Annotated in this window: 18 protein-coding genes and 2 pseudogenes; 15 read left to right on the top strand and 5 right to left on the bottom strand. The window is 57.9% G+C overall.

The window, feature by feature from the left end; all coding sequences use genetic code 11:
• Window positions 1-161: 161 nt before the first annotated feature.
• A complete protein-coding gene (locus tag BMI86_RS16580) occupies window positions 162-575 on the bottom strand; it encodes an Rrf2 family transcriptional regulator (protein WP_078521078.1) in 414 nt (137 codons plus the stop codon).
• 296 nt (window positions 576-871) lie between these two features.
• Here BMI86_RS16580 and BMI86_RS16575 point away from each other — a divergent pair, with 296 nt between their 5' ends.
• From BMI86_RS16575 to BMI86_RS16565, 3 genes are read left to right on the top strand one after another with little or no spacing between them, the layout of a single operon-like run.
• Window positions 872-1,378, top strand: coding sequence for an SCP2 sterol-binding domain-containing protein (locus BMI86_RS16575; RefSeq protein ID WP_078521076.1), 507 nt, complete (start codon window positions 872-874; stop codon window positions 1,376-1,378).
• Between the two features lie 19 nt (window positions 1,379-1,397).
• Window positions 1,398-2,396, top strand: a complete 999-nt coding sequence (locus tag BMI86_RS16570) for a peptidase U32 family protein (RefSeq protein WP_078542321.1) — start codon at window positions 1,398-1,400, stop codon at window positions 2,394-2,396.
• Window positions 2,397-2,401: 5 nt separating this feature from the next.
• Entirely contained in the window at window positions 2,402-3,313 is a 912-nt protein-coding gene (locus BMI86_RS16565; RefSeq protein ID WP_246831745.1) for a U32 family peptidase, read from the top strand.
• A 117-nt stretch (window positions 3,314-3,430) separates the two neighbouring features.
• On the opposite strand, the gene BMI86_RS16560 is transcribed toward BMI86_RS16565, so the two are convergent.
• Window positions 3,431-4,780, bottom strand: a complete 1,350-nt coding sequence (locus BMI86_RS16560; protein ID WP_143594836.1) for a hypothetical protein — start codon at window positions 4,778-4,780, stop codon at window positions 3,431-3,433.
• Between the two features lie 814 nt (window positions 4,781-5,594).
• Here BMI86_RS16560 and BMI86_RS16555 point away from each other — a divergent pair.
• The gene (locus BMI86_RS16555) at window positions 5,595-5,900 is read left to right on the top strand and encodes a helix-turn-helix transcriptional regulator (RefSeq protein ID WP_078521068.1); all 306 of its coding nucleotides are present in this window, start codon (window positions 5,595-5,597) and stop codon (window positions 5,898-5,900) included.
• Window positions 5,881-6,858 (top strand): reverse transcriptase family protein, encoded by a 978-nt coding sequence (locus tag BMI86_RS16550; RefSeq protein ID WP_078521066.1) that lies wholly within the window; start codon window positions 5,881-5,883, stop codon window positions 6,856-6,858. Before BMI86_RS16555 ends, BMI86_RS16550 begins: the two co-directional genes overlap by 20 nt.
• 51 nt (window positions 6,859-6,909) lie before the next feature.
• Here the strand turns inward: BMI86_RS16550 and BMI86_RS21080 are convergent, their stop codons facing one another.
• Together BMI86_RS21080 and BMI86_RS21515 are read right to left on the bottom strand one after the other, a co-directional pair.
• Window positions 6,910-7,647 (bottom strand): competence protein CoiA family protein, encoded by a 738-nt coding sequence (locus tag BMI86_RS21080; protein WP_143594835.1) that lies wholly within the window; start codon window positions 7,645-7,647, stop codon window positions 6,910-6,912.
• Between the two features lie 892 nt (window positions 7,648-8,539).
• Window positions 8,540-8,703 (bottom strand): annotated as a pseudogene (locus tag BMI86_RS21515) (IS3 family transposase); the annotation flags it as partial.
• 339 nt (window positions 8,704-9,042) lie between these two features.
• On the opposite strand from BMI86_RS21515, the gene BMI86_RS16540 reads away from it, so the two are divergent.
• From BMI86_RS16540 to BMI86_RS16525, 4 genes are all read left to right on the top strand, one after another.
• Window positions 9,043-10,008, top strand: coding sequence for a calcium/sodium antiporter (locus tag BMI86_RS16540; protein ID WP_078523322.1), 966 nt, complete (start codon window positions 9,043-9,045; stop codon window positions 10,006-10,008).
• Window positions 10,009-10,254: 246 nt separating this feature from the next.
• The gene (locus tag BMI86_RS21075) at window positions 10,255-10,431 is read left to right on the top strand and encodes a LuxR C-terminal-related transcriptional regulator (protein WP_158522135.1); all 177 of its coding nucleotides are present in this window, start codon (window positions 10,255-10,257) and stop codon (window positions 10,429-10,431) included.
• A 115-nt stretch (window positions 10,432-10,546) separates the two neighbouring features.
• Window positions 10,547-10,966: an Rrf2 family transcriptional regulator gene (locus BMI86_RS16530; protein WP_078523320.1), complete on the top strand. Its 420-nt coding sequence runs from the start codon at window positions 10,547-10,549 to the stop codon at window positions 10,964-10,966.
• 12 nt (window positions 10,967-10,978) lie between these two features.
• Window positions 10,979-11,278, top strand: a complete 300-nt coding sequence (locus BMI86_RS16525) for a DUF6522 family protein (RefSeq protein WP_078523319.1) — start codon at window positions 10,979-10,981, stop codon at window positions 11,276-11,278.
• Between the two features lie 136 nt (window positions 11,279-11,414).
• Here the strand turns inward: BMI86_RS16525 and hemN are convergent, their stop codons facing one another.
• Entirely contained in the window at window positions 11,415-12,770 is a 1,356-nt protein-coding gene (gene hemN, locus BMI86_RS16520) for an oxygen-independent coproporphyrinogen III oxidase (RefSeq protein ID WP_078542320.1), read from the bottom strand.
• Window positions 12,771-13,020: 250 nt separating this feature from the next.
• On the opposite strand from hemN, the gene BMI86_RS16515 reads away from it, so the two are divergent.
• The 6 genes and pseudogenes from BMI86_RS16515 to BMI86_RS16495 all read left to right on the top strand — a co-directional run bounded on the left by BMI86_RS16515 (window position 13,021) and on the right by BMI86_RS16495 (window position 16,136).
• Window positions 13,021-13,575, top strand: a complete 555-nt coding sequence (locus BMI86_RS16515) for a cytochrome c oxidase subunit 3 (protein ID WP_078523317.1) — start codon at window positions 13,021-13,023, stop codon at window positions 13,573-13,575.
• A complete protein-coding gene (locus BMI86_RS21330; protein ID WP_146684066.1) occupies window positions 13,572-13,841 on the top strand; it encodes a nitric oxide reductase F protein in 270 nt (89 codons plus the stop codon). The genes BMI86_RS16515 and BMI86_RS21330 overlap by 4 nt, the downstream gene beginning before the upstream one ends.
• A gap of 591 nt (window positions 13,842-14,432) precedes the next feature.
• The gene (locus tag BMI86_RS16510; protein WP_240497849.1) at window positions 14,433-14,909 is read left to right on the top strand and encodes a group III truncated hemoglobin; all 477 of its coding nucleotides are present in this window, start codon (window positions 14,433-14,435) and stop codon (window positions 14,907-14,909) included.
• Between the two features lie 15 nt (window positions 14,910-14,924).
• The gene (locus BMI86_RS16505) at window positions 14,925-15,410 is read left to right on the top strand and encodes a hemerythrin domain-containing protein (protein ID WP_078523316.1); all 486 of its coding nucleotides are present in this window, start codon (window positions 14,925-14,927) and stop codon (window positions 15,408-15,410) included.
• Window positions 15,307-15,702 (top strand): annotated as a pseudogene (locus BMI86_RS16500) (carboxymuconolactone decarboxylase family protein); the annotation flags it as partial. The gene BMI86_RS16505 and the pseudogene BMI86_RS16500, both read left to right, overlap by 104 nt.
• A gap of 44 nt (window positions 15,703-15,746) precedes the next feature.
• Window positions 15,747-16,136, top strand: a complete 390-nt coding sequence (locus tag BMI86_RS16495; protein ID WP_078523314.1) for a DUF488 family protein — start codon at window positions 15,747-15,749, stop codon at window positions 16,134-16,136.
• The last annotated feature ends 2 nt before the right edge of the window (window positions 16,137-16,138 follow it).

Below are 16,138 nucleotides of genomic sequence, written 5' to 3'. Positions count from 1 at the left end.
AGTAGCCGCATCCAGACACTTTCTATTGCGTGCCTTTGGGCAGGACGTGGTCTTTTGCTTAGCTTCGCTTGGTTTTGTAGAACTTAAATGTTCGAGTTGCGCACGGTGGTTACGAAGACGTTGCGCTTCGCCGTCCTTGCCTTAATGACCCTGACGGCCGATTACACGTTAAGTGGCGGATAGACGCATTCCGCAAGCGAACTGCGGTTGCGATTGGCAATGAAGGTTGTCTCGGCAGCGGCCAGGCGCGCCTTGAGACGGCAGTGCGGCGTCAATGTGCAGGCGGCGCTCCCGGACAGGAAACACTCGACCAGAGCCTGGTCTGCCTCGAGATAGGCGACGACGTCGCCCAGAAGGATCTCTTCAGGCCGCCGCGCGAGCACCGCACCACCGCCGCCGCCGCGTCGCGTTTCCAGATAGCCAGCAGCCGACAGTGACGAGATCACCTTTGCCAGATGATTGCGTGAAATACGGAACTCTTCCGCCAGCTCCGCGGTGGTGAACGGTCGATCAGGGGTGCTGGCCATCCCCATGAGGACGTGTAGTCCGAAGTCGGTGAAGGAGGTGAGACGCAAATGCAGCTTCGCGATTTGGTATTTGCAATGCGCATTAAGTGAGTGTAATACGCAAACCAAATACTAATTACCTAGAGAAACCGCAAACTAGAAAGCCTAGCCATGATTTCTGCTCGCGGAAAATCTCGACGGAAGCAGCAGCCTCGAGAACGAGGGGCTCTTTTCACGGATCGAGGCGGCCATGCACTCGCTCGGACAAGAAACGGCAAGACGATGATCCACTCACTCCCTTCCATCATTTTCGCCCGGCCTTCCCAGCTCGGATCGCCTGCGCGCGCCACTAGAATGCTCCAGTCATGAGCGCGGGCGACGACACACTCCCGCGCGCTGCCGACCTAGGCACGTCCGTGCTCGCTCGCCTCTCATGCGTGATCGTGCAACCCGTCCTGACCCGCGTGGTCAGGCGCGTCGCCAAACAGCATCCGTCGCTTTTCTCGCGGCTCGGTCCACATCAGGGGACTGATTTCGTAATCGATCCGGTGGAACTGCCCTTTGCCCTGCACCTGCGACCAGATCCGCAAGCGCTGGTGTTCCGGGCCGTCGCGCGCAATGCGGCGCCCGAAGCGGGAGCCACAATTCGGGGGAAGTTCATGCTGCTTCTGGAGTTGGTCGATTCCGAAGAGGATGGAGATGCCGCGTTCTTCTCCCGCGACCTGGAAGTCACGGGCGACACCGAAGCTGTCGTGCGGCTTCGCAATGCACTCGACGATGTCGATGGATCCATCGCCGAGGAAACCGCTGGAATGTTCGGCCCTGCTGGCCGCGCCATTCTGGCAAGACTGCGCCGCGCCTATCCAACGTGAAGAAAGGACCCCTCGTCCCATGAGCCTCGCCGAACTGATCTGCCCGGCCGGCACGCCCGCCGCCCTGCGCACCGCCGTCGATGCCGGCGCCGATGCGGTTTACTGCGGCTTTCAGGATGCCACCAACGCACGCAACTTTCCCGGACTGAATTTCACCCCGGACGAACTGGCCGCATCGGTCGCCTACGCGCATGACAAGGGCACCAAGGTGTTGCTCGCTTTGAACACCTACCCGCCTGCGGGCAAGGTCGATCTGTGGCGACAAGCCGCTGATACAGGTGCGCTGCTTGGGGTTGATGCTTTCATCGTCGCGGATATGGGCGTGGCAGACTATATCGCGCGCACCCATCCCGGTGTTCGTCTGCACCTGTCAGTTCAGGCCGCCGCCTCCAGTCCCGAGGCGATCCGGTATTATTGCGAGAATTTCGCAGTGAAACGCGTCGTGCTGCCGCGCATCCTGACGATCCCCGAGATCCGTGAAATCCGCAAGGAAATTCCCTGTGAGATCGAGACCTTTATCTTCGGTAATCACGGGCTGATGGTCGAAGGACGGTGCAGCCTGACCAACTACCTCACCGGGCAATCGACCAACATGGACGGGGTGTGCTCTCCGGCCTCGGACGTGGAATACAAGCGCCACACGGATGGCTCTATGTCCTCGCAACTCGCGGGTTTCACTATCGACTGCTTCGGGGCAGACGAAAAGGCAGGCTACCCGACAATCTGCAAGGGGCGCTATACGGCGCCGCACCGCTCCGAGCCATATTATGCCTTCGAGGAGCCGATCAGCCTGAACCTTTCCCGGCTGCTTCCCGATCTGGTCGAGGCCGGTGTTCACGCCTTTAAGATCGAAGGTCGCCAGCGATCGAAGAGTTATGTCCGAGGTGTGGTGTCGGCCTTCCGGCAGGCCGTTGATGACATCCGCGCGGGTCGAGAGGCGAATATCGCCGATCTGGTCGCCCTGACCGAGGGCCAGAAACAGACCCAGGGCGCGTTCGAGACAAAGAAATGGCGGTAAACGACATGACGAAACTGACCTTGGGCCCCATCGCCTATCACTGGTCCACCCAGACGCGGCGCGACTTCTACGCTCGTGTCGCCGACGAGGCGCCGATTGACGAGGTCTATCTGGGCGAGGTCATCTGCTCGAAGCGCGCGCCGTTTCACGAGGCCGATCTGCCTGCCACGATCGAACGGCTGGAACGCGGTGGTAAGACGGTGATCCTGTCGTCGCTGGCCGAGGTGATGTTGAAACGCGAACGCAAGGCGACAGCCGATCTGGCCGCCATGGAAGCGCCAGAGATCGAGATCAATAACGCGGCGGGCCTGTTTGCACGAGGCAAGCGCCCGCACCGCATCGGTCCGTTCATGAACGCCTATAATGAGGCGACCATCGCCTGGATGGCGGGCCGGGGTGCGACCCATGTCTGCCTGCCGACCGAAATGCCTGCCCCGGCGATTGCTGCGGCCGCTGCGGCGGCGCGCGAGCTTGGGCTGGGGGTGGAAGTGCAGGTGTTTGGCCGTGCTTCGCTTGCGGTGTCCGCACGATGCTATCATGCGCGCGCCCATGGCCGGACCAAGGATAACTGCCAATTCGTGTGCGAAGAGGACGCGGACGGCATGCCCTTGCGCACCACAGACGACCGCCCGATCCTTCGCGTGAACGGTATTCAGACCCAGTCGGAAAGCTACATCGACCTGTTGCCCGAAGCCGGACAGATGATCGTAAACGGCGTCACCCATTTTCGGCTGATGCCACAGGCGGTGGATATGGTTGCAGTGGCTACGACGTTCCGCAACGTTCTGGATGGCACCCACAGCATGATCGACGGTGAACAAGCGTTGCGCAAACTTTGCGACGGGATTTCGTTCTCCAATGGGTTCTATCACGGTCAAGCGGGGTATCGGCGCATTGCCGCTGCCGCGGCAAACTAATCGCGATAAGGACGCGATAGCTAATTTCGGACTTTCGAGATTCAGGGACCTGGCCGTAGACCTTTGCATTTCTAAACTCGCCGCGGCGACGAAGGGAACGCTTTCTTACGCCTTGCTTTACGGTAGTGAACCGGCATCGCCGAGATCATTTGGTTCGAGTTCTCCCGGGTCCGGCGCAGTGCGCGACTTCACTGGTTTGGGTGGAGGGGCCTGCCATGCTTTTAGATTTGCTCCCACAAGGTCGTAAAACTCTGGAACGATACGCTCAATGTCTTCGATAACAGTCCTTCGGCCTCCGAAACGCTTTCCGAGCCCTTCGATCATCAATATCTCAAATCCATGGGGAACGAGGTCCAAATTGTCGGTCTGAATTAGTTCCGGTTCTTCGCGAAGGAGCGAAATGGGCTTCATGGTTGGAGGGCAACGGCCCGGCCAAAGAGCGCGAACAAAAATCCGCTCGTCATTTTGGGGAAGCATCCTCAGCAGCCAATTGAGCCGCGCCTTTGTTGACTTTCGATCAGTCGGCGCTTTGACAGTCATCGAAACTGACACGGTTTTGCGCGCAATGTCTGCACAGAGGTCGATATCTGATGCGCAATCTGGAACCCGGAGCTTCGAGGTCAGCATATGCGTTTCGACGATCGAGCTTATTTGCTCCTTCAATCTTGCTGCAGGATCTTCCCGGAGTTTGCGTTCGACGATGCTGTCAACGCGTGTCCCTACATGGCTCGACATGTGTAGGCATAGGTCGCGTTCTTCGGCGATCCAACTCGCGGCAGACGCTTCAACCTCAGAAGACGATTTCTTCAGCTTTTCGTCATTCGCGACCGATTGGACGATGTCTTTCCATTGAGCTGCCATTTGTGTGAAGCGTTCAACGCCCGTAGCTGGATGAGCCAAGAAGTCATTGAGCTGCGCCAAGAGATAGGACTGTTCAGTATCATCGACAGCGTTCTGATAGCCGAGAATTTCGCAGATCGTGGCAAGCCAGGTCCAGGACCAGTGAAAAAGTGAAACCCTGCGCAGAAGTGTCTTCGGGAGATTCACAGGGGAATGATCCGCCCGAGATACAAACTGATTTGAGACGGTAATAACCGCGTCGATCCCTTGGGCCCGAGCGATCTCGACGTAACGTTGCACCTGCTCGACATCGAGACCGTTTTTGCCGATTTTCGCCTCGATCAAAGCAGACCACCGCGTGCGTCCTGTGTCGATTACGATCAATCCGTCGGGTCGGCAGTTCGCAAAAGCTTTCTCTCGAAAAACCACCTCCGTGAAGGCTTGAACCGTGGTGCGTTTCCCAACACGCACGCCGGTTGAAGCTAAGACTTCCTGCGCCAGAGCGGGGATTTGCGTCATTACAGCGAGGAATATCGAGGCCACACGCTTTTCCTTACTCGTTTCGGCAAGGACCGGGAATAAACGTGCCTCATCACCGCTTGAGAGGAAATCAGGTAATTCTTTCATCATTAGCTCTCCGAGAAATGTATTCAAAGGCTAGCAACTCGAAATCGAACCGTCTACTTTCCTAATTTTCAGGCAGTGGGTTGGCGATTGTGGGCTTTCCAAACTGTTCTAGATTGGAATTTTGGATCGAGGAGTGGCCATCCGCTGCACACGGCAGCGATGGCGACTATCTGCTGTGAGCAGCCTCTGGGTTAAGAGGGGAGGTGAGTGGTCGTTCGCTGCGCGCTGGCTCAATGTCTCCTTTGGAAGAACCCACCTATTTGACCGCGTCAGAAAAAGTTCGCTCTCAGGGAACTTTTTTCCTTGAAAGCTGACAATACCATTCCCACATCTCTCTTGTGTAACAACGGAAGAAGTTCCTCATACCCAGCTTGGACTTGTTCAAGCGCGGAGGGGTTTTCCCCTCTACCACTTCAACCGCACACGGCCCGGAGGCCCCGGAGGGGGACGAGGGGACGGCGGCGGGCGAAGCAGACGCGATAGCAAGGACAGCTATCGCGTCTAGGCAAAGGGTTTAGTCGTCGGTTTCCGTTTTCTGTTGGGTGAGGACCCTTGGTTAGTGGCATCCGCTGTGGATGTTGCGCCGGGGCCAACAGAAAGGAGGAGCAATATGGCTCTCTCTGAAGATACACACCGACGGCGGCGGCGACGTCGGTTTTGGAGGAAACTCCGGAACCCTCGCACCGTGATAGTCATCCTTAGGGTGGCTTTCTTCATCTACCGGCTTGTCCGGTGGTTGATGGCGATTTTCGGATCGCCCGGCTAATCGCCGCCCGCCTAATGTCTAAGCGGGAAAAGCAAACGGGATGAAACTATGATCCATGAAGCACTGAGGTTGATCCGAGTGTTCCATGACTTGAAACAGGTCGAACTGGCGGAAAAACTCGGCGTCTCGAAGTCCCATATTTCGGAGATCGAAAAGGGTAACAAAACTCCCTCGCTCGATCTGATCCAAAGATATGCGGCAGAGTTCAAAATTCCGGTTTCTTCTATCATGTTCTTTGCGGAAGAGCTGCCGAACGCCAAGTCGGGCGACAAAATTCGTTCAAGAATTGCAGGCAAGGTCATCGACATTCTGCGTTTCGTTGAAAGGAAAGCAGATGCCGACGACGCCGCCTGAAGAGGGTTACCAACTCAAGGATAGCCCATTCTTCCGCCTCAGAAGCCGGAAACAACTGGCCAAGCTTCTCCGAGTGTCTGCCGATACGTTGGACGAGATAAGCCGCCGCAATGACCTCTACGTCCGCCGCTGGAAGCACAAGAAGCTAAAGGATGATGAAAAAGGCGCGTGGCTGAAACACCCTCCAACGCCGGAACAGGCGGAGAACTACCGCCCGATCGACATTCCCGACCCGCGGCTTAAAGCGATGCAAGGCCGCATTGGTGATCTTCTGGGGCGTGTCAAAGCCCCAGAGTTCCTTTTCAGCCCGGTAAAGGGACGCTCATACGTCGACAACGCAGCGCACCACAAAGAGGCCAAGGCGTTCTGGCTTCTGGACGTTGCGGACTACTTCCCAAGCTGCTCAGCCAATAACGTCGCTCGATTTTTCGTCGGGGAGCTTGAATGCTCTCGGGACGTGACCGCTGTTTTGGTTCACGTCGTAACTCTAGGCGGATGCCTGCCCCAAGGTTCTCCTTGCAGCCCGATTTTAGCCTACTACAGCAACAGCCATATCTGGCTTGCCGTCGAGAAGCTGGTGAAGGCGAAAGAGTGTAAACTAAGCCTCTATGCAGACGACATAACCATTTCCGGCGATATCGTGCCCAAGGCGCTGATCTGGGAGATCAAAAAGCTCGTCTTTGGCAACGGGCTACGGCTCAAGGCGTCGAAGGAAGTCAGCTTGATAAACGCCCCGGCTGATATCACAGGAGTCATTGTAAAGGGTGGGGCTACACACCTTCCTAACCGCCAACTGAAGCGACTTGCCGAGCTGAAGCAAGAGCGCGCAAGGACGACGAACCCAAAGCTCCAGCAGCGGATCGACAATCAAATCGCAGGCCGCCTTTCTCAGCGGAAACAAGTTGAAAACCCGAAAACTCGAAGAACTCAAAGCCGACCTTTGTTTGGCGCCGATTGAATGACCGATAAGGGCCGATGGTGGCGAGCTATCCTTTTCAGTCAGGCGCTACTAGCTCCGCTTTCTCGACAGTCTCAGTCGTGACACGTTTTGCAGGATTCCGCGAACAGCGGGCATGTGCACGCGTTCAGAATAGATGGCTCGCAGTAATCCGTCGCGTGGCAGAGGTTCTACCAAACGGCAACCATGCACTGTACCAGGATACAAAAGGAACAGTTGCGTTGGTGCAGTCTCTGTTTCGGCATTTGGCCCCAAGTAGTCGAAACATATTGGAACCGGGCTTTGCAACCAATCGCTTGGAAAAAGCTCGTTGGCATCCCTTATTAAGAACAGATTGGTTCGCTCGCTGCCTTGAATAATCTCCGTAAGTGCGTCCCGCCACCCCAGGATTTTCTTCCTGTCGCCTTTGAGCCTAGACCCATCAACCACCCAAAGCATGTTTTTGTAAAAACCCTCACGGGCTCTACGCTCGTTGGGATCGAGATGAGAATGTTGGATCTCCAAAATGAGGCCCGCCAGCGTGCGCACGTCGGCAATGTGCTTCTCACCTGTATCTTGATCAGTAAACACTTGCTCTTGCCAACGGAGTGGAAACTCGTTTTTCCAGTTCCGATGCCAATCGGTTTCCGGCTCCCACCAAGGATCACAGGCCACTTTGCTTTTATGCGCCCAATGATGAACCCTGACCTCGCCGCAACGCGGAAACATTTCAGATTTGCAAAACGGGCATTGCCCAACAGTCCCCGGGATGGGTCTACTTTGGTTGCCATTTATGATTGCTGTTAACATTCTTACGCTTCGAGCTTGTGGTGATGAGGTTACCTAGTCGTAACAACTTTTCACATCCATCTCGAACTGTTTCGCGAAGCTTCGTGCCATTCGCATCAGAGCAGCGCCTTGCCTTACGATGGGCCCTCGTCCGGTTCAGTGTGGCGCTATGTCCGCTATGGGGAAGCCGCAGTGCAGCAATGGCTGGTATGGCCAAAGTCCGGAATGGGCCGTTCACTGCTCCCACGCAGGAAAGGCGGAACGCGGTCGTTCGCTGCGCTTTACACCAATGTCTGCTACGCGAAGCAACGTCTTCATATCGACAGCATTCGTGACTCGGTCTTTCCTGGCTTCGCGCGCGCTCCTAATGACGAAACGGGCTATCGAGGCAAAGATGCGCAGAGGCGGCGCACCAGCCAACTGAACGACGATATGAGGGCGCATGGCGGTGGTCCTGCAACGAGGGCACCGCCAGCATCTCTAAACGCAGCGCGGCAGCCTGTTTTCGAGCGCGCGCGGCCCTCGTTCGACGCTGTGCAAAAGTAAAGGCCATTGAGGCTGCGACACACCCAACGGCCTTTTCAACCCAACTCTCGATGAAAGGTTATGTAATCAATTTAGAACAAAAACAGTCGGGAATCAATACACCTCTGCGCTTACCTGTGCGCGGGGGCCAGCTGGCCTATCATACTGAGAACCTTTCGATGAGATTATCGAACTCCTCATCGGTGCCTTTGCTAAGTGGGCTGTCGTTGACCACCATCGTTAGGTTGCCATCGAGTATCTACTTGAGGGCATTGGCGACAACGGGCGATTCCTCTTTGCCGGTCTGACCTGCCATGGGATTTTTCCACGACCATCGATTAGAGTCCAACCCAACTTTGATCCGCTCCCCAGTGCGCCCCCCGCACTCGAACATATCGGACGCGCCTTCGAGCAGGGTCCGTTTCAATTGATGGATCATCGTCGGATGCACCCCGAACCGGCTCGCCAGCTCGGCCGCTGTCTCTTCACCCTTCAGGCTTCTAGCGCGACCTTTGCCTTGAACTCGGGCGCGTGCTGCGTGCGTTTCGACATCTCTGACCTCCTTCTCGGCGAAGATCAGCAGACCGCAAATCGTAGCTTATTTCAGTGTCCGAATTTCGGGGCGCCTCCGACTTATATCAGCATGACCGAGTTACGCATTCCGAGAACCACGATTGTCGGCCCACGTCGGGAGTGTTTTCTGAAAGAGCTGATGAGGAGGCTAAGCTCAGAAAAAGACCAAAGACGGACTGCCGGTTCAAGGCACTTTGGCGGAATACCGACCGGTCCGCTCCTGAACGTGCGGCCTTCCTATTCTTTTCCTGTAACCGGCGCACTAAGTCATGGCGATGCGTCTTCTTAGGCGAGCACAACTATTGGACAGAAATAGAAATGTTGCATGACCTCCTCCTCGTGGCTGCCGGCCTTATTCTCCTTTTTGTCGGCGGCGAAGGGCTCGTGCGTGGCTCAGTCGCAATTGCCGAGCGCCTCGGCATCTCGAAGCTTTTAATCGGTCTGATCATCGTCGGTTTCGGCACGTCGACACCGGAACTGCTTGTCTCCGTGAACGCTGCCATAGACGGCGCGCCTGAGATTGCTTTGGGTAACGTCGTAGGCTCGAACATCGCGAACATTCTGCTCATTGTCGGCGTGGCAGCAGTTATCACACCGATCCTTGGCTGGGCGCGAACAGCTCTGCGCGAAGCGTTGGTCGCAACACTTGTTTCGCTGGCGACCTACGCACTTGTTCAGGGTGAAATCATCACTCGGATCGAAGGCATCGCAATGCTTCTGGTCCTCACGGGTTACCTCTTTTCCAGCTACTGGCTGGAAAAACGCAACCGCCGGGCAACGGCATTTCAACATGAAGCTGAGGAGTTCGAAGACATTCCGCTACCGCGACCTTGGCTTGCGCCGCTCTTGGTCATTGTTGGCATTGCCGCTCTGGTGTTCGGAGCGGACTTACTGGTGGAAGGGGCAGTAAACATCGCCCGCGAGTTCGGGGTGCCCGACGCGGTAATCGGCCTATCGCTCGTGGCTATCGGAACGTCGCTACCAGAGCTAGCCACCAGTATAGTCGCGGCGATCCGGCGTCACCCCGATGTTGTGCTCGGCAACGTGATCGGCTCGAATATCTTCAATATCCTCGCGATCCTCGGCGTCACCGTCGTGATCCAGCCGATCGAAGTCAGCACGCGCTTTCGCGAGATCGATACCCCAGTCATGCTGGCGTCGTCTCTCCTACTGCTGGGCTTGCTGTTCGCTACTAAGAAGATTGGTCGCGTATGGGGTGCGCTTATGTTGGCCGCCTATGCAGCATATATGGTGCTCTTGTTTTCCAACGGTATTGCCAGCTAGCTTTTCTAACAGCGGGGCGTTCGTTCACCCAAGGCATTGGAACAGAGATCGCCCGGTCAACGGCCGCGCCTCAAGGCGACGACGACGGTGCTCGACCTGAGCGAGACATTGCGTCTCTTCGTCAGCTTCTAGACGGTCGAGGCGGAGGACGACGTCTGCGATCCAGACCTCGCCAGACTGGCCGCGCGGCTCGCCCTGCTGCATTTCGAGCGCGCCCTCGACACCGGCGTCCCGGCCCCGCTCACGGTGCTCAGCGACCGCGAGCGCGCCGTCTGCCTCGGCATCCCCTCTGATCGCAAATCCGAGGCAATCGCGGCCGAGCTCGGCATCGCCCCCTCCAGCGTGATCACCTGCCGCAAGCGCGCCGATGGCAAGCTGGACATCTCCTGCCGCGCAGGCTTGTTCGCAATTCGCGCGGGTTAGAACTACGGAACCGAGGATCGCGCCTCAATATGACCGACCTAACGCGAAGATCATTGCGTGATCGTGGCTAAATCTATAACAAGCATTTCTGATGCTTGTTTGTTGGAGGCACCATATGCGCCTGACCAGTTTCACAGATTTCGGACTCCGAGCGCTGATGCGGATGGCCAGCGCGCCGGAGCGTGCCTTCTCGACAGCCGAGATCGCCGAAGAGTTCGGTATCTCTCGCCACCACCTGAATAAAGTCATTCAGCGCCTGGCCCGGCACGGCTTCGTGACCACGCGGCGCGGGACCGGTGGCGGCGCAATGCTCGGCCGTCCCGCCCACGAGATCGTTCTGGGAGACCTCGTGCGGCTTCTCGAGCAGGACCAGGCCATTGTCGAATGTTTCTCTCCTGACGGCGCGTGCTGCATTACCCCCGTCTGCGGCCTGAAGGGCAGACTCCGCGCCGCAGAGACCGCGTTTTTGGCAGAACTCGATCGTTCGACGCTGGCAGACATCGCCTTGCCGGCCACTGTTCCATCTGCGGTCTGAAAGGAGATAGCGATGCGTAACGTGTCTTTCACCACTGACGGTTTCACGGTCGACGCAGAACTCGTTGGACGCGCTTTCGGCCTCCCACCAGCCGATGTTCTCGCGAAACTCCGCGACGGCGAGGTCACAAGCAGATGCGAGGCCGGTGTCGACGACGATGCCGGCCGATGGCGGCTGACCTTCTACTTTGGCGGTCGCGCTCTACGCCTCGTTGTCGATAAGAACGGCGCGATCCTGTCACGCGGCACCTTTCCCTCACACGCACCCGTTGCGGCTCCGCGCGACCTCGCAACGACACATTCGAAGTCCTGATCAGCAATTTCCCGCGGGAAAGAAGCACGACGATCTGCCCCTCCCTCCCCCGCAAGCTCCGCTTCTTGTTGCCGGCGGCGAGTTGTCTAGCGTGACACCCTGCTGAAGGCGCGCTCCGCCATCAGACGCGCCTTGTTCAGGACGCGCGCGAATAGCGCACCCCCTCCGGCACATGCTGATCGAAAACCGAAGCGATCATCCGTGTTAACGGGCGACCTTCCGGTGCAATGGCAATGCGCTTTCCCGTAAGCCTTGCGAATGGCGCAAAGCGCGTGGCCATTTCCGTCAGGCACGGTAGCAGCTTCTGGGCATCGGTGCCGAACTCCTGGCTCAAATCGTCAAGATCCACCGCGAACCGACACATCAACTCCTCGATCGCCCGAGCGCGCAGCTGGTCTTCGGGGCTTAACTGGTAGCCACGAGCGCCCGGAAAAACACCGGTTGCGATCCGCTGCTGATACGCGGCGGTCGCGGGCGCATTCTGGACATAACCTTCCGAAAAGCGCGAAATCGACGATGCCCCGAGCCCTATGAGGGTGCTGCATGTGTCGGTCGTGTATCCTTGGAAATTGCGGCGCAGTCGTCCGGCCTCGAGCGACGCCGTCAGAGTGTCGTCGGGGCGCGCAAAATGGTCGATGCCGATAGCTGTAAGACCGGCTGCAACAAACAGTTCTCCAGCGCGCGTGGCGAGGTGGTAGCGCGACAGATCGTCCGGCAGCGCCGCTTCGTCGATCAGCTTTTGCCGTTTTGAAACCCAAGGCACATGCGCGTAACCAAAGAGCGCTACGCGGTCCGGCGTAAAGGTGAGAACCTTTTCAATCGTGTCTTCAATACGTGCGAGGCTCTGGTGCGGGAGGCCATAGACCAGATCGGTGTTGAGAGAGGCGATGCCGGCCGAGCGCAAGTCTTCGACGCACGCGCGTGTGGTTTCGAACGGTTGCAGGCGGCCGATTGCTTTCTGGACTTCAGGATCGAAATCCTGAATGCCGATCGACGCGCGGTTCATGCCTTCGGAGGCGAGAGCCTCGATCTTCGCGCGATCGACCATGGTCGGGTCGATCTCCACCGAGAACTCGAACTCCTGAGCTGGTGGAAACACACGGCGTATCGATTCCGAGAGACGATGTATCAATTCCGGCGGCAGGATGGTGGGCGTTCCGCCACCCCAGTGAAGGCGGCCCATTTTCAGGCCGTTCGGTATGATGGCGCGCACCATTTCGAGCTCTGCCTCGAGCGCCTCGATATAGCTTTCCACCGGGCCAAGGGTTTTCGTGCCTTGTGTGTGACAGGCGCAGAACCAGCATAGCCGCTCGCAAAACGGGATGTGCATGTAGACCGACACAGGCTCGCTGGGGTCCAACTGTTCAAGCGCATGGCGTTGAAAGGACGCGCCTGTGTCGGGCGAAAAGGCCGCCGCAGTCGGGTAGGACGTGTAACGCGGCACGCGCGCATCGAAGAGGCCAAGGGCCCGAAGTGTTTCTGTGTGTTCCATGCCCTATTATCAGACAGACAGAAGCGGGCTTCTTTGCTGTGGCTCAAACTAAATGTGCGACCATGCGGCCGGTGGCCGCACAGGTCCCCTCGTTCGACCGTGAAAGTGACAGAAGGGCATCGAGTCATCTTGACTGCGGCAATTGGTATTTACAATGCGCATTAAAATAGTGCAGTGAGAGATCATGGCGACGAAGGTTGAAGCCGATTGAGTCGTGACGGGCCGAAGGCTCTTGCAAAGGTCTTGTTGAATGACGGATCAAACCCGAACTGCATTGGACGATTTGCCCGGCGATCTTTTGATGTGGGTTCTCATTATCAGCGAATTGCTGGTTTTCGGTGCGGGGTTGATCGTTTTCTTGTCGGTGCGGATCACTGATCCGACGGGCTTTGCCGAAGCGCAGAATGCGCTGAACCGGACTGCCGCTGCGACGAACACGATCATCTTGCTGACGAGCGGCTTTTTCGCTGCCCTGGCACTGAATCTGAGGCAATCGCGCAGGCGTGGCGGCGCACGCGTTTCTCTTGTGTGTGCCGCTTTGCTCGGCGCGGCATTTCTCGGGATCAAGGGCGCCGAATTCGCGTCCAAGGCCGCGCAAGGCATTGTCTGGGACACGCATCCTTTCTTCAATTTCTATTTCCTGCTGACCGGATTTCACGCCGCGCATGTCGCAGCCGGCGTCATCCTGTTGCTGCTGGTGGCGTGGCGCGATCATGTGGGAAATATCGAGGATGCGACCGCGTTCTGGCACATGGTCGATCTGATCTGGGTGTTGCTCTTTCCAGTGGTCTATCTCCTGCAATGACACGCCGGTCCCTCTATATCGCCCTCGGCACGCTTGTTCTCCTCACCCTTGGCTCGTCCTTGCTTTCATTCTCGGGGGTCTGGGCCAAGTGGCCAGGGGCGGCAGCGGTGGTCGTGATGGCACTTGCCTGGCAAAAGGCGCGGATCATCCTCGGAAAATATCTGGGATTGGTGCAGGCGCCCGCTTGGCAGCGCGGCTTCGATGTGGCGCTGACAGGCGTGTGCCTCCTGTTGCTGGTGCTCTATCTCGCGCCACTGGGGCTATAGGGAACCCGCTGGTCTGTTCGGTAACGACCATCGAACCTGCATTTGCAACGCTCGCCTGATGCGCTCTGCTCCTCGAACAACCTGATGTGAGCCGGTCCGATTGGACAACCCCCGTTGCGCGAATTTCGCGACGAGAGGTGCGGGCATCAGGCCGTCGCTGCCATGGCGATCCGACGATACCCAGCTTCGCCGTGATAGAAGCCGTTACTTAGTCCGACCTCCCCGCATAGGGCGGCAAGGCGCGCAAGTAATTCAAATATTCATTGTGAGCCGCGACAATTCGCCCCACCTCTTCCGCCGATAACGGCCTGCGCGTGTTGATGCGCCACGCAGGAAGCCCAGACCAAACCTTCGCCAGGGACGAGGTGCTGAAGGGTTTCGTGTCTTCTGGCTACGGTCCGAAAACGTAACCCCTGCACCCTCTTGAGCATCAAGGATTCAGCCGAGGGCGTGCGGTCGGGAAGACCAGATTCGCGGACGCTTGCCATCCGGCTCGAAATGCTCCGCCCGTAATTTGCGAGAATGCGAAGTTCATGGGCATCCTACACTCACCGCAATAGGTATTTACAATGCTTATTTTGTGGAGATAGCATGAGCCTCAAGTTCAAATTCTCGGGGGATCCCATGTCACCTGCTGATCGACAGATCATATCCGCGCGCCCCGAAACGACCGCTGCGATCATGGCGCAAACGGGTTTGGACGAGGATAAACTGACCCAGTTGGTGCATCGTTTCTACGACAAGGTGCGTGCTGATGCGGTTCTCGGGCCGATCTTCGCCTCCAGGATTTCCGACTGGGCGCCGCATTTGCAGCGGATGGTGGAGTTCTGGTCTTCGGTCGCACTCATGACCGGTCGTTTTCACGGCGCCCCGATGCAGGTCCATGCGTCCTTGCCAGTGGAATGGGATCATTTCGAACGGTGGCTGATGCTGTTCCGCGAGACCGCAACCGAGACCTGTCCCCCCGAGGGGGCCGCCCATCTCATCGAACGCGCCGAGCGGATCGCGCGCTCGCTGCATATGGCGGTCGAGAACGCCACGCCCCGAACCGTCCCCTCTTTGCTCTGACCAAAGGATACCAACATGACGAGACCGCTACCCCCGCAAGATTCCGCCAGCCTCACCCGCTACATCGAGGCAGAGTATCACGCCAAGCATCGCACTCAATTGCCTGAACTGGCGGCGCTCTCGGAAAAGGTGGAAACCGTCCATGCCGGGCAAGCAGATGTCCCTGCAGGGCTGTCCGCGCTACTGCACCGGATGATCGGCGAGCTCGAAGTCCACATGAAGAAGGAGGAGCTGGTTTTGTTTCCCGCCATTCGCAACGCGGCACCGAGGCTGGACGGGCCGATCGCTGCGATGCGCGCGGATCACGACGACCATGAGGCGGAGGTCGGACAGATCCGGCAATTGACAAACGATCTCACATTGCCGGACGGTGCATGCCAAAGCTGGACGCGGCTCTATGCCGGGGTCGGTGAATTTCTTGAAGACCTGGCAGCCCATATTCGGCTGGAAAACGACGTGTTATTCCCGCAATTCGAAACCAAAGGCGCAGGCCATGTCTGAGATGTATCTTCCCAACCCAACTAAGGATCTCTTCGAGCGGCGTCATGCCTTGGCGCCGAAGACCGAGGACGCCTTCCGCGCATTTTCGAAAGCGGTGTTCACTGAAGGGGCGCTCGATGCGCGCAGCAAGCAGCTTATCGCCGTGGCCGTCGCGCACGTAACGCAGTGCCCATGGTGCATCGAGAGCCATGTCAAAGCCGTCCGGCGTGCGGGCGCCTCGGACGAACAGGTCATGGAAGCGATTTGGGTCGCCGCGGAAATGCGCGCCGGCGCCTCTTGGACCCATGCTCTGAAAGCAGTTGAGATGATCGGCGACACGGACAAGCCGGACAGCTGGTGCCGTCAGCAAGCCCCCCCACCTCCGAAGCTCCTGGCGAGCTTATCCGCGTCAAGCGGATCTATCGCGCGGCACGCGTGTCAGATGGCAAGCGGATATTGGTCGATCGTCTCTGGCCGCGCGGCATGGCGAAGGACCGCGCCAGACTGTTTCACTGGTGCAAGGAGATCGCGCCGAGCGACGAATTGCGGCGCTGGTTCCACGAGCACCCTGATAGGTGGCAGGAGTTCACCACGCGTTATGAGGCGGAACTTGCCGCTCATGACGATTTGGTCCGCGAGCTCGCCGGATATGCACGCGAGAACGTCGTTACGCTACTTTATGCTTCAAAGGACGAGGCACATAATAACGCCGTCGTGTTACGCGATTACCTGCGCCAATGGTTATAGAA

Origin of the sequence: Thioclava sp. DLFJ5-1 (genome assembly GCF_002020115.1) — a bacterium.
GTDB classification, from domain to species: Bacteria; Pseudomonadota; Alphaproteobacteria; order Rhodobacterales; family Rhodobacteraceae; genus Thioclava; species Thioclava sediminum.
Note: the sequence above shows the minus strand (reverse complement) of the source record. Positions and strands in the feature narration are given on the sequence as shown.